This is a genomic window from Nocardia sp. NPDC046763 (genome assembly GCF_040645495.1).
Classification (GTDB): domain Bacteria; phylum Actinomycetota; class Actinomycetes; order Mycobacteriales; family Mycobacteriaceae; genus Nocardia.
The window spans coordinates 1-12,267 of the sequence record NZ_JBEYYI010000017.1 but is presented as its reverse complement, the minus strand read 5'-3'; the positions used below and the strand labels follow the sequence as shown (position 1 = coordinate 12,267).

The 12,267-nt window shown below is 67.1% G+C and carries 15 protein-coding genes and 2 pseudogenes; 13 read left to right on the top strand and 4 right to left on the bottom strand.

Annotation, left to right across the window (positions count from 1 at the left end):
* The first annotated feature begins 109 nt into the window (after nt 1-109).
* Nucleotides 110-808, top strand: a complete 699-nt coding sequence (locus ABZ909_RS25835; RefSeq protein WP_357003996.1) for a hypothetical protein — start codon at nt 110-112, stop codon at nt 806-808.
* A 253-nt stretch (nt 809-1,061) separates the two neighbouring features.
* Here the strand turns inward: ABZ909_RS25835 and ABZ909_RS25830 are convergent, their stop codons facing one another.
* The 4 genes and pseudogenes from ABZ909_RS25830 to ABZ909_RS25815 all read right to left on the bottom strand — a co-directional run.
* Entirely contained in the window at nt 1,062-1,262 is a 201-nt protein-coding gene (locus ABZ909_RS25830; RefSeq protein ID WP_357003994.1) for a hypothetical protein, read from the bottom strand.
* A 12-nt stretch (nt 1,263-1,274) separates the two neighbouring features.
* The gene (locus tag ABZ909_RS25825) at nt 1,275-1,445 is read right to left on the bottom strand and encodes a three-helix bundle dimerization domain-containing protein (protein ID WP_357004398.1); all 171 of its coding nucleotides are present in this window, start codon (nt 1,443-1,445) and stop codon (nt 1,275-1,277) included.
* 187 nt (nt 1,446-1,632) lie between these two features.
* Nucleotides 1,633-1,833 (bottom strand): three-helix bundle dimerization domain-containing protein, encoded by a 201-nt coding sequence (locus ABZ909_RS25820; protein ID WP_357004395.1) that lies wholly within the window; start codon nt 1,831-1,833, stop codon nt 1,633-1,635.
* A gap of 84 nt (nt 1,834-1,917) precedes the next feature.
* Nucleotides 1,918-2,244, bottom strand: a pseudogene (locus ABZ909_RS25815) (hypothetical protein); the annotation flags it as partial.
* Nucleotides 2,245-2,484: 240 nt separating this feature from the next.
* On the opposite strand from ABZ909_RS25815, the gene ABZ909_RS25810 reads away from it, so the two are divergent.
* The 12 genes and pseudogenes from ABZ909_RS25810 to ABZ909_RS25755 all read left to right on the top strand — a co-directional run.
* Nucleotides 2,485-2,715, top strand: a complete 231-nt coding sequence (locus ABZ909_RS25810) for a hypothetical protein (protein ID WP_357003992.1) — start codon at nt 2,485-2,487, stop codon at nt 2,713-2,715.
* 131 nt (nt 2,716-2,846) lie between these two features.
* Nucleotides 2,847-3,050, top strand: coding sequence for a hypothetical protein (locus tag ABZ909_RS25805; protein ID WP_357003990.1), 204 nt, complete (start codon nt 2,847-2,849; stop codon nt 3,048-3,050).
* Nucleotides 3,051-3,137: 87 nt separating this feature from the next.
* The gene (locus ABZ909_RS25800) at nt 3,138-3,947 is read left to right on the top strand and encodes an alpha/beta hydrolase (protein WP_357003988.1); all 810 of its coding nucleotides are present in this window, start codon (nt 3,138-3,140) and stop codon (nt 3,945-3,947) included.
* Nucleotides 3,948-3,976: 29 nt separating this feature from the next.
* Nucleotides 3,977-4,327, top strand: a complete 351-nt coding sequence (locus ABZ909_RS25795) for a zinc ribbon domain-containing protein YjdM (RefSeq protein WP_357003986.1) — start codon at nt 3,977-3,979, stop codon at nt 4,325-4,327.
* A gap of 144 nt (nt 4,328-4,471) precedes the next feature.
* Entirely contained in the window at nt 4,472-4,948 is a 477-nt protein-coding gene (locus tag ABZ909_RS25790; protein WP_357003984.1) for an oxidoreductase, read from the top strand.
* A gap of 41 nt (nt 4,949-4,989) precedes the next feature.
* Complete coding sequence (locus tag ABZ909_RS25785; RefSeq protein ID WP_357004392.1) at nt 4,990-6,924, top strand: proton-conducting transporter membrane subunit; 1,935 nt, start codon at nt 4,990-4,992, stop codon at nt 6,922-6,924.
* Nucleotides 6,921-7,886, top strand: coding sequence for an NADH-quinone oxidoreductase subunit H (locus ABZ909_RS25780; protein ID WP_357003982.1), 966 nt, complete (start codon nt 6,921-6,923; stop codon nt 7,884-7,886). The genes ABZ909_RS25785 and ABZ909_RS25780 overlap by 4 nt, the downstream gene beginning before the upstream one ends.
* Entirely contained in the window at nt 7,883-8,545 is a 663-nt protein-coding gene (locus ABZ909_RS25775) for a hypothetical protein (RefSeq protein ID WP_357003980.1), read from the top strand. The genes ABZ909_RS25780 and ABZ909_RS25775 overlap by 4 nt, the downstream gene beginning before the upstream one ends.
* Nucleotides 8,545-10,011 carry a proton-conducting transporter membrane subunit gene (locus ABZ909_RS25770; protein WP_357003978.1) on the top strand — a complete coding sequence of 489 codons (1,467 nt, stop codon included), beginning with the start codon at nt 8,545-8,547 and terminating at the stop codon, nt 10,009-10,011. The genes ABZ909_RS25775 and ABZ909_RS25770 overlap by 1 nt, the downstream gene beginning before the upstream one ends.
* A gap of 47 nt (nt 10,012-10,058) precedes the next feature.
* A complete protein-coding gene (locus tag ABZ909_RS25765) occupies nt 10,059-11,495 on the top strand; it encodes an NADH-quinone oxidoreductase subunit C (RefSeq protein ID WP_357004389.1) in 1,437 nt (478 codons plus the stop codon).
* Between the two features lie 92 nt (nt 11,496-11,587).
* A complete protein-coding gene (locus tag ABZ909_RS25760) occupies nt 11,588-11,917 on the top strand; it encodes a metalloregulator ArsR/SmtB family transcription factor (RefSeq protein ID WP_357003976.1) in 330 nt (109 codons plus the stop codon).
* Nucleotides 11,918-12,017: 100 nt separating this feature from the next.
* A pseudogene (locus tag ABZ909_RS25755) lies at nt 12,018-12,267 on the top strand (phosphoenolpyruvate carboxykinase); the annotation flags it as partial.

The following is a 12,267-nucleotide window of genomic DNA, read 5'->3' as shown; positions in this document are numbered from 1 at the left end:
CCGTCGACAAGACCTTCACCGACAAGGCGTCCAGCAAGGACCGCGAAGGCTCGGTCCAGAGCACTCACTGACCGATCGCTGCACCAACAAGTTCAGCTAGGCTCGGTGCATGAGGGCAAGGGGACATATTCACCGTTCGGTTTCGACCTGGCAGCAACCTGTTCCAACACTTGCCTCACCCGAGCGTGGCGCACTGATCGACCAGGTCGCCGAACGCATTTCGGCATTGGGCCGCAATCGTCTGACGGTGGGCATCGACGGATCGACCGCCTCGGGTAAGACGAGCTTCGGCCACGAACTTGCCGAACGAATCGCCAGCGCCGGGCGGCCCGTGCTACGGGCAAGCCTGGACGATTTCAAAAAGCCCTGGCGTGACCGGCACCTCTACGATCGTGAGTCCGGAGAAGGCTACTACCGCAACGCCTTCGACTATCCGCAAATTCGGGCACTACTGCTCGAGCCCTTCGGCCCCAACGGTTCTGGCGAATGCGCGCTGTGTGCGATCGATCCGTTGACCCAGATCGACCACTCCTCGGAGCTGACCGCGGCCGACTACGACGCGGTGCTGATCGTGGACGGCGTCTTCGCGTTCCGCCCGGAGATCAACGAATACTGGGACTTCCGCATCTGGCTGGAGGTATCCCCGGAGATTTCGATCAGCCGCGGCACCGACCGGGACAACGACGAGAAGACCCACCGCGACCGATACCAACCGGCCGAACAGATCTACCTCGCCGAAGTCGAACCGTTACGGTTCATGGACGTCGTCATCGACAACTCGACCTTCGCCAGTCCCCTGCTCATGTAACGGATGCTTCTACCGACCGACCCACCGGCCACTCCGCCAGCCCAGCTGCCGAAATCCTCTTGCCGCGTGGCACGCTCGCCGAACTGTCCTGAAGCACGATCTCCGATGAACATCAGGCTGTCGTCATGATCAGCCACTTCGACGTGGCGGATCCCACCGAAAAGGCTGCGGCCGCGACCAACTGGTCAACCAGCGCAGGAACCGAGCCCGGGTTTCCGCACCGAATCCCGTTTCATTGTTCGATCGCTCGAAATCATCCGGATGTCTGCCGCAATCCCGGGAATCGCTGGTGCAGGTTCCGGATCTGCTGGTGGACCTGCGCGAGTTCGACCTCGATGGCCTGGTTGGGTTTGTCGTCTCGCCACTGGCTGCGCCGGCGAACGAGGCGTTCGGCGTAGTACTCGAGTTCCGCGAGAAACATACGCGCCTGGGCGGTTTCGGGATCCTCACTCACCGGCGGCTCGTATCAGCCGGTTGCAGGAAGCCTCCGCAGTGCGCCGCGCTCGACAAGCAGCGGAATGAAATCGCGGACCGGCCGGCCGGCGAAGCCGCGGTGGATTTCGGCGACGAAGCCCTCGACGGTGCCGGCATCGAATGTGGGAAACTGTGCGGCAAGGCGTCGGACGAATGCCGCGATCTGCTGGTCTTCGTCATTTGCTGCCGTGGTTCATGGTTGTTCGCGACCCCCTGCGTCGTCAACTACCCGCATTTCCGATTCGGGCAGTATGTCACGTTCGATCGCGACCAGTACGGCAATCACATTCTGCGCCAAAGTGATTGCCGATGCCGTCGGGGCGGAGTCCCGGCGGCATCGCGGTGGCGGGTCAGCGGACGGCCGACACGAGCTGTCGTGCGGCGACCCGCTCGACCAGCAGCGGAACGAATTCCCGCACCGGCCGGCCATCAAAGCCCTGGTGGACCTCGTGCACGATCGTGGCGATAGTCCACACACTGATTGCCGGAAACCGCTGCGCGAGCCGATCAGTGAGTTCCGCGAGCCGCCTGACCTCATCAGATGATGGCATAAACCATGGTTGCCCGCCGTTGACGCGGCAGTCAACAGACGTCGATCCGCTTCGGTCGGTATGCCCCGAAATTTCCTCGGCCACAGCCTTGCCACCGGGCCCTCGGTGCGCGATGAACTCGAGTGTCTCGGGGTCGTACAGGAGGTGGTTGCACACGTCCTCAATGCCCCCGAAATCCCTGCGGTCACGCCGCCGCGGCATGTACACGCGCGGATGTGCGCCCTCGAAAGAGTCAAAGTACGTCAGGTAGAAGAAGTTCCGCACCCAGCGGTCGATGCCCAGTAGGTTGAACGGGGTCGGCGAGATGAAGTACAGCGGTACGGCGTTGGTGTGAAAGAACGCGCGTACGTCCGAGATGCCGTTCAGCAGGCGGCGCGACTCGGGGTCCGGCCCGCCGGCGTGCACGATCACGCCAGCCGCGGTGAGGTCGACGCCACCGAGCGAGCCGCACATAAACAGGCTCCCTGCTCACACGGCCGCCTCGGCGGCTTGCGAGACGGCCGCGTGAGCGTTCCACCGAATAGTTGCAATTTTTCTAAAGTCAATACTTGCTGAGATAGGATATGCGCGCCGAATTCACCGCCCTGCACAGCGTCCGGCCCAACTGGGAACAACCGAACAGGAGTCGCACCGATGACAGGAGTCCTTCCGATGGATGCCATCAATGAACTGGAAGTCCGGATCCGCGAATTCCCTCTGCCCGAGCTCGGCGACACCACGATCGGCGCCCACGCCGTGGTACAGACTCTCGACCCGCGGACCGTGGCCATCGTCGTCTTCTGCGGCCGCCACACCCAACTCATCGAACAGGCCATCCGAAACCTGCCCACTGGCTTCACCGACGTCGCCACCGCCAACGACGTCATCACCATCACCACCTGACCCAACGCGACACAGGTTCGGTCTCTTCGATCCACCTCGACCGGCCGGACCTGTGTACGTCTTCAAGATCCACTGAACAAGGCCGAGATCTTCCGATCAAGGGACTCTGCTGATAACGAAAGAGGTCGAGGATGCGTTCGACGCCGATCAGCTCACTGGTGCGCGGGCAGATCCTGCGCTGCTACGACTGCGGGCTGCTGTGCAAGCCCGCCGCCCTCCGCCCCGGCGAGGACTCCTGCCCGCGATGCCATGCGCACCCACTGGTGATCGTCAGTACGTCGGGGCGGTATGGCAGCGAATGCAACCCACGGCAGCGCACCCGGAACGATGCATGAGGTACCCCGGTCCCGGCCGCCGGCGCCATCCATCTTGCTGATTGCTAATGTTCGCAACCAATCATGTGAGCGACCGGAAGAAGGACCATGCCCACCGCAACCCTCAACGGGATCCGACTGAACTACGACGTCACCGGAACCGGTCCCCTCGTCGTCCTGGTAATGGGATCCGGAAGCCCCGGGCGCGTCTGGCGGAACTATCAGGTACCGGCGCTGGTCAAGGCGGGATTCCGGGTGGCGACCTTCGATAACCGCGGCATCGCGCCCTCGGACGAATGCGCGGACGGCATCACTATGGAAGATCTGGTGGCCGATACCGCCGCTCTGATCGAGCACCTCGGTGGCGCACCTGCTCACGTCGTCGGTGCGTCGATGGGCGCCCGGGTGGTGGCCGAGCTGGCCCTGTCCCGACCGGATCTGGTCGGCAAGGCCGTGCTGCTGGCGGCGACAGGCCGCCCGGATCCGGTCGCCCGGACGCTCAATCGCGGCGAGCAGGCGCTGATCGACGAAAGCGTCTCGCTGCCACCGCAATACGCGGCCGCGATCAAGGCGATCCTCAATCTGTCCCCGCATACGCTCGGCGACGACGAGCGTGCCGAGCAGTGGCTGGACATCTTCGACTACAGCGCGAGCGCGAAACCGACGGCGGGCGTGCGGGCGCAGCTGGGCATGGACCGTTCCCGCAATCGGCTGGCCGACTACGGACACATCGGAAGGCCCTGTCTGGTGGTGGGATTTGCCGACGACCGGATGGTCCCGCCCGCGCTGTGCCGCGAGGTCGCCGCGGCCATCCCCGGCGCACGCTTCACCGAGATCGACAAGTGCGGACACTACGGCTATCTCGAACAGCCCGACGAGGTCAATCGCGTCCTCATCGAATTCCTCACCGCCAACTGAAGTTCGAATCCGCACCGAACAGGAGAACCATGACCGCCCTACCGCCCTGCCCCGAATGCTCGAGCGAGTACACCTACGAGATCGGATCGCTGCTGACCTGCCCGGAGTGCGCGCACGAGTGGACCGCCACACCGAGTTCGGACACCGACGGCACTGGGGAAGGCGTGATCCGGGACTCGGTCGGCAATGTCCTCACCGACGGGGACACGGTCACGGTGATCAAGAGCCTCAAGGTCAAGGGCAGCCCGAACCCGATCAAAGCGGGGACGAAGGTCCGCAACATCCGCCTGGTCCAGGGCATCGGGGACCACGACATCGACTGCAAGGTCGACGGATTCGGCGCGATGCAGCTCAAGTCCAGTGTGGTCAAGAAGGTCTGACGCGAACGACTGAACCACCCAAACTTCACAATTTCCGCATTTCGCAATCAGTAGAATCCTGAAGCAGTTTCTGATAAACCTTCCAACCGTGGGCGAAGTACTCATCGAGGTTCTCGTCGACGCGCCGGACCAGAGGTAGCCGCCGTGGGCTGGGTGCGGAAGATGCTGCGGATCGGCCGGGTCGCCGAGCCACGACCCGGCCTGCCCCCGCGGGCGGATGTGCCCGCGGCGGTGCGTGGTTCACTGCAGCTGCGGCATGTGGACGCGGGCTCGTGCAATGGCTGCGAGGTGGAGATCACCAGCGCGTTCGGACCCGTATACGATGCCGAGCGCTACGGCGCGCGGCTGGTCGCCTCCCCGCGTCATGCCGATGGACTGCTGGTCACCGGGGTGGTGACGCGGAACATGGCCGAAGCCCTGCGCCGCACGCACGCCGCGACGCCCGGCCCGAAGGTCGTGATCGCCTGTGGTGACTGTGCGTTGAACCGGGGCGTATTCGCCGACGCGTACGGGGTGGTGGGCGCGGTCGGCGAGGTGGTGGCCGTCGATATCGGTATTCCCGGATGCCCGCCGCCGCCGGAGGCGATCGTGGACGCGCTGCGTTCGGTGACCGGACGGTGACGGCGACGGTCGAGGCGGCAGCCGGGTCGACGCCGGTTCCCGTGCGCCGCAATACTTTCAGCGCCTCGACGGCGGGCATCGCGACAAGTGCGCTGGGGGTGCTCGGGGTGGCCGCGGGTCTCGGTGGCCTGTTCGCTCCGGCGCGTTCGCTGAGTATCGGCTGGTTGCTACCGCTGTCGGGGGTATATCTGCAGCTGGACCGTGTCGGTGGCTTCTTCCTGGCGCTGACCGGCGGGGTGGCGATCCCGGTGGGCATCTATCTGATCGGTTATGCCCGGCGGGACCATCTGGGGCCGGTGCCCCTCGCGGTGGTGCCGCTGTTCGTGGGGGCGATGATGCTGGTACCCGCGGCCGGGTCGGTGACGACGTTCCTGCTCGCCTGGGAGTCGATGGCGATCGCGTCACTGGTCCTGGTGTTCACCGAGCATCGGCGGCCGGTCGCGCGGCGATCGGGTGTGTTCTATGCGGTGATGACCCAGTTGGGTTTCGTCGCGATCCTCGCCGGGCTGATGGTGGCCTCCGCGGCGGCGGGCGGGACGGATCGGTTCGACCAGCTCGCCGGCGTCTCCGAGGGAACACGAGCGGTCGTATTCACGCTGACCGTGGCGGGCTTCGGCTCCAAGGCCGGGCTGGTGCCGCTGCACGCGTGGTTGCCGCGCGCACATCCCGAAGCCCCGAGCCCGGTGTCGGCGCTGATGAGCGCGGCAATGGTGAATCTCGGGGTCTACGGCATCGTCCGCTTCGATCTGCAACTGCTGGGCCCGGGTCCGCGTTGGTGGGGCCTGACACTGATGATCGTCGGCGGCGTGACCGCCGTGTACGGGGTGTTGCAGGCGTCGGTGCAGTCGGATCTCAAACGACTGCTGGCGTTTTCGACCACCGAGAACATGGGCTTGATCATCCTCGCGCTGGGGACCGCGACCCTGTTCTCCGACGCGGGCGCGACCTCGGCCGCCACCGTGGCCATGGCGGCGGCGATGCTGCATCTGATCGCGCACGCGGCGTTCAAATGCCTCGGATTCCTCGCCGCGGGTTCGGTGCTGGCATCGACCGGGCTGCGGGATCTGGACCGGCTCGGTGGGCTGGCACGGCGGATGCCCGCCACCACAACGCTGTTCGGCATCGCGGCGCTCGGGGCGTCCGGGTTGCCGCTGGGCGCGGGCTTCGTCAGCGAATGGCTGCTGGTCCAGTCGTTGATCCACACACGGACACAGGATGATTCGGTGGTGGCGTTGGCGGCTCCACTGGCGGTCGGCGCGGTCGCACTGACCGCCGGTTTGGGTGTGGCGACGATGGTGAAGGCGTTCGGCATCGGATTCCTCGCCCGACCACGCTCACCGCAGGCCGCCGAGGCTCGCGAGTCCTCGGCGTCGATGAGGGCGGGGATGGTGATCGCCGCCGGGGCATGCGTGGTCCTGGCTGTGGCGCCGTTGATCGCCGGGCCGGCGATTCGTGCCGTGGCCGGTTCCCTGCCCGCGTCGCGGATGAACGAATTCACCGGTCTGGGCTGGACGATTCGACTGCCGGGGCTCGCGGGCAGTATCGCGCCGGCCGGGATCGCCGCCGTGGTCGTCGTCGCCTTCGTGGCTGTCGCGGTCCTGATGCGGTGGCGTGCGCGGAACAACCCGGCGCCAGCGGAGCTGCCCTTGTGGGCGTGCGGCGCGGATCAGCCGACCGCGCGGATGCAGTACACGGCAACGTCATTCGCCGAGCCGTTGCAGCGGGTGTTCGACGACGTGCTGCGCCCGGACACCGACATCGAGATCACACATCTGGCCGAGTCCCGGTATCTGGTGGAGAAGGTCGCCTATCGCACGCGGATCGCGGATGCGGTCGAGAACCGGCTGTACCGTCCCGTGGTCCGGGCGATCCGGTTGGCAGCGCTGACGGTTGCTCGCGCGCACACCGGCAGCGTGCACCTGTACCTCGCCTATGGTGCGCTCGGAGTGCTGATCGTCCTGGTGGTCTCACGGTGACCGCGACAGCGTATGCGGCCGGGGCCGTGCAGATCGGTGGCGTCATCGCCGGTGCGCCACTGGTTCTCGGCGCCATGCGGCAGGTCCGCGCGCGCGCAGAAGGGCGGGCCGGGGCCGGGATCCTGCAACCGTGGCGAGATCTGCGCAAACAACTGAGCAAACAGTCGATCACGCCGGTCGGCACCACGCTCATCTTCGCCGCCGCGCCGCTGGTACTGGCGGCGACGACACTGGTGATCGCCGCGGTCGCGCCGCTGGTGGCGACCGGGTCGCCACTGGACGGGACGGCCGATCTGTTCGCCGTGGTAGGACTGCTATTCGTCGGCACGGTGGCATTGGCGCTGGGCGGCATCGACACCGGCACCGCGTTCGGCGGGATGGGGGCCAGCCGGGAGACGGTGATCGCGGCGCTGGTCGAGCCGACCATCCTGCTGTCGGTGTTCGCGCTGTCGATTCCCGGCGGGTCTTCGAATCTCGGTGCGCTGGTGGCGAATACCCTCGATCACCCGGGCCGGGTGCTGTCGTTGAGCGCGGTCCTGGCCGCGGCGGCGCTGGTGGTCGTGATCATCGCCGAGACGGGGCGGCTGCCGGTGGACAACCCGGCCACGCACTTGGAGCTGACCATGGTGCATGAGGCGATGGTGCTCGAATATGCCGGGCCCAGACTGGCCTTGGTGGAGTGGGCGTCGGCCATGCGGTTGACCGTGCTGCTCGCCCTGCTGGCGAATCTGTTCCTGCCATGGGGAATCGCGGGCGGTCAGCCCGGCGTGATCGCCGTCGCCGTGGGCGTGGTCGCCATCGCGGTCAAGGTATCGGTGCTGGCGGTGCTGCTCGCCTCCGCGGAGGTGTTCATCGCCAAGCTCCGATTGTTCCGGGTGCCCGAATTGCTGGCGGGCTCTTTCCTGTTGGCGCTGCTGGCGGTCACCGCCGCCAGCTTCTTCACCTCGCGAGGAGGAGCGTGAGCGAGGCCGGATACGCGAGTGTGCTCGACTTCGCCGCGGGCGCACTGGTGCTCGCGGCGGTATTCGTGGTGTGGCGCCGCGACCTGCGCGCGATCGCCTGGCTGCTCGGCGCGCAGGGCGCCGCGCTGGCGATCATCCCGATTGTGCAGGGCATCCATCACCGTGACGGCCCGCTGCTCGGGGTCGGCGCGGCCGTGCTGGTGCTGCGCGCCGGGGTGTTGCCGTGGCTGCTGGCGCGGGCGATCGGTGCAGAGCGCCGCGAGTACCGGGAGGCCACGCCACTGGTGAACACCGCGGCCTCGCTGCTGATCGCGGCCGCGCTGACGGTGACGGCGTTCGGCGTCACCCGGCCACTGGTCGACCTCGAGACGACCCCGGAGACCGCTGCGGTCCCGGCGGCGTTCGCGGTCATCCTGATCGCGCTGCTGGTGATGGCCACCCGTCGCCACGCCGTCTCGCAGGCGGCCGGATTCCTCATGTTGGACAACGGGATCGCCGCCACGGCGTTCCTGCTCACCGCCGGTGTTCCGCTGATCGTCGAACTGGGTGCGTCCCTGGATGTGTTCTTCGCGGTCGCCATCATCGGTGTCCTGACCGGAAGGTTGCGCCGCGCGTTCGGCGACGCCGACCTCGACCAGCTACAGGAGCTGCACGACTGATGACAGCCCTGATCCTCATGGCCATCCTGGCGCCCGTCGGTGCGGCCGTGATCGGCGCCCTCGCCGGATGGCGGCGCGGCACAGCCGTTCTCACCACGCTCAGCGCGCTCACGATCCTGGCCTGTGGGGCAGCCCTGGGCAGCCGGCTAGCCGGGCGGACGCATGTCATGGCCGGCGGATTGCTGCGGGCGGACGCGCTGTCGGTTTCCATGCTGCTCGTCATCGGCGTCGTCGGTGCCCTCGCGACCTGCGCCGGCACCGGCTATATCGATGCGGAACTCGCGCACGGCCACACCGACACTCGCGGGGCGCGGACCTACGCCGGGTTGGTGCCCGCGTTCCTGGCGGCGATGGCACTCGCGGTGTGCGCCAACAATATCGGCGTGATCTGGGTGGCAGTCGAGGCCACCACCGTGGTCACTGCTTTCCTCGTCGGGCATCGGCGCACTCGGACCGCGCTCGAGGCCACCTGGAAGTACATCGTGATCTGCTCGGTGGGCATCATCGTCGCCTTCCTGGGCACAGTGCTGCTGTACTTCGCCGCCCGCCATGCCGGGGCGCCCAGTGAGCAAGCGCTGGATCTCGACGTATTGCTCACGTACGCAAGCCATCTCGATCCGAGCGTCACCCGCTTGGCGGGCGGACTGCTGTTGATCGGCTACGGCGCCAAAGCGGGTCTGGTGCCGTTCCATACCTGGCTGGCCGACGCCCACAGCCAAGCGCCGGCACCGGTATCGGCCTTGATGAGCGGGGTGTTGCTGGCGGTGGCGCTGTCGGTCGTGCTGCGCATCAAACCGATCGTCGACGCGGCCACCGGTACCGGATATCTGCGCGGCGGACTGCTGATCGTTGGCTTGGCCACGCTGCTGATCGCGGCGTCCATGCTCACCGTCACCCGGGATCTCAAACGGCTGCTGGCCTATTCGTCCATGGAGAACATGGGATTGATCGCCATCGCCGCGGCGGCGGGAACCCGGCTGGCGATCGCGGCGCTGTTGCTGCACGTCCTCGCCCACGGGATCGGCAAGACCGTGCTGTTCCTGTCCACGGGCCCGCTGCAGGCGGCCCACCAGTCCACCGCCATCGCCGCCATCACCAGCGTCGCTTCCCGATCTCGGCTGATCGGCGTGACCTTCGCCGTGGGGACCGTCGTGCTGCTCGGGTTGCCGCCGTTCGCGATGTTCGCCAGCGAGCTGGCCATCGCCCGGTCGCTGGCCGATGCGCGCCTGGCGTGGGTGCTGGGCTTGGCGCTGCTGTTGATCGCCATTGCGTTCGCCGCGCTGGTGCGCAATGCCAGTCGTATCCTGCTCGGCGGTGTTCCCGAGGGCGCGCCCGCCATCGCGGTGCCCGCCTCGATGACGGTGGCGCTGGTCACGGGAGTGGCGCTTTCGGTGGCACTGGGCATCACGGCCGGACCACTCACGAATCTGTTCGCCACCGCCGCCGAGCAGGTGATGCCGCGGTGACTTCGGATCAGGCCCAGCGGATACGGCGCGTCGTCACGCCCGGCGAACTGAGCGACGCCGCCGAAGACCTGTTCATGGCCGGACACCGGTTGGGGCTGGTCGCCGCCCACGACGACGGCGACGGCTGGCTACGCATCGTGTACCTGTTCCTCGCGGGACGGCCCGACCGGCGGGTGGAGCTGGAATGCCCTCTGCCCGCGCATGATCCGGCGCTCCCGTCGCTCGCGTACATGTCGTTTCCGGCAGGCCGGTTCGAGCGGGAAATGATGGACCTCTACGGTATTCGCCTGCACGGCCATCCACGCCCACGCCGTCTGGTCCGGCACGCGCACTGGCCCGATGACTGGTACCCCATGCGCGCGGACGCTCAGGACAGGCCGGTTTTCGAGGGGGCCGGGGAATTGCGATTCCTCACTGTCGGCGGCAGCGGTGTGTACGAGATCCCGGTCGGCCCGGTGCACGCGGGGATGATCGGCCCCGGCCATTTCCGGTTCTCGGTCGTAGGGGAAACCGTGGTGCGGCTCAAGGCCCGCCTCTGGTACGTCCATCGCGGCATCGAGCGGCTGTTCCGTGGCCGGGCCGCGACCGACGCGGTCGATCTCGCCGAGCGCGTCAGCGGCGACACCTCCGCCGGTCACGCGCTGGCCCACAGCCTCGCGGTCGAGGAAGCCTGCGCGATCACCGTGCCCGACGAGGTTCATCGGTTGCGCGCCATACTCGTCGAACTGGAGCGGCTCTACAACCACGCCACCGACCTCGGCGCGCTGGCCAATGACGTCGGATACGGGCTGGCCAACGCCCACGCCCTGCGCATTCGCGAGCGTGTGCTGCGGATGAACGCCGTCGTGACCGGACATCGCTTGCTGCGCGGCGCGATCCGGCCGGGTGGAGTGACACTGCGCGCGTTGCCCGACGTCCGCGAGTTGCGCTCGCTGGCAGCCGATCTCGCCGAGATCGCCGAACTCACCTTGCGTAACGGGGTGGTCTTCGACCGGTTCGCCGGTACCGGCACCCTCACCGGCGACGATGCCCGCGCACTCGGCTGCCTCGGCTACCCCGCGCGCGCCAGCGGTCTGGCCACCGACGCGCGCCTGGACCACCCCTTCGTCGAGCTGCCCGTGACCGAGGTCCGGGCCGATGCCGGGGATGTGCTCGCCCGCTTCACCACGCGCCGAGACGAATTCGACGCATCCGTCGTCCTTGTCACCGCACTGGCCGAATCACCGGGCGGCCCATTCGAATTCACGGCGCCACCGAGCCACCGAGGGCCGGGCAACGGGGTCGGGATCGTGGAGGGCTGGCGCGGCACCATCGTGCACCGTGTTGAGGTCGACGCGGCCGGACGGCTGACGCGCGCCAAGATCGTCGACCCGTCGTGGTTCAACTGGCCGGCCTTGCCGGTGGCGATGAGCGAGACGATCGTCCCGGACTTCCCGCTGGTCAACAAGAGTTTCAATCTCTCCTATGCGGGAAACGACCTATAGCCCGACTCGGAGTGATTACGCTGTTTGCTAAACTCTGCAATCAGAAGGCGGTCATCGGTACGAATTCCGCCACCGTGGAAGGAGTGGCACACATGCCAGAACAGCAACGGCCGCTCTACCAGATGAAAGCCGACTTCTTCAAAACTCTCGGCCACCCCGTCCGCATCCGCGTCCTCGAACTGCTCAGCCAGCGTGACCACCCCGTCGCCGAAATGCTCGTCGAGATCGGCGTCGAACCGGCCAACCTGTCTCAGCAGTTGTCCATCCTGCGCCGCGCCGGCCTGGTCACGGCCCGCCGCGAGGGACTTTCGGTGACCTACGAGCTCACCTCCCCCGAGGTCGCCGAACTACTCGCGGCCGCCCGGGCCATTCTCACCGGCGTCGTGGCCGGGCAGGCCGAAGCCCTGGAGCAGCCCGCCTGATCCAACCCGCACACCCCCGAACGGGTGGGTGTGTGCGCCGTCACTTATTGCAGGTTTTCTAAACTTATTACCTAGTAGTTTCGCGAAGGAGATAGTCGCCGTGACCGAACAGTCCACCACCGTCACCGGGACCGTGCAGGCGTTGATCGACCACGAGGGCATCCTGGCCTGGGTCGCCGAAGTCGCCGAACTGACCGCGCCCGAGCGCATCGTCTACTGCGACGGGTCCCGCGACGAGTGGGACCGGCTCACCGACGTTCTGGTGGACAAGGGCACTTTCGTGCCGCTGCCGGCCAAGCCGAACTCGTTCTGGTGCGTCTCCGATCCCGACGATGTGGCCCGGGTCGAAG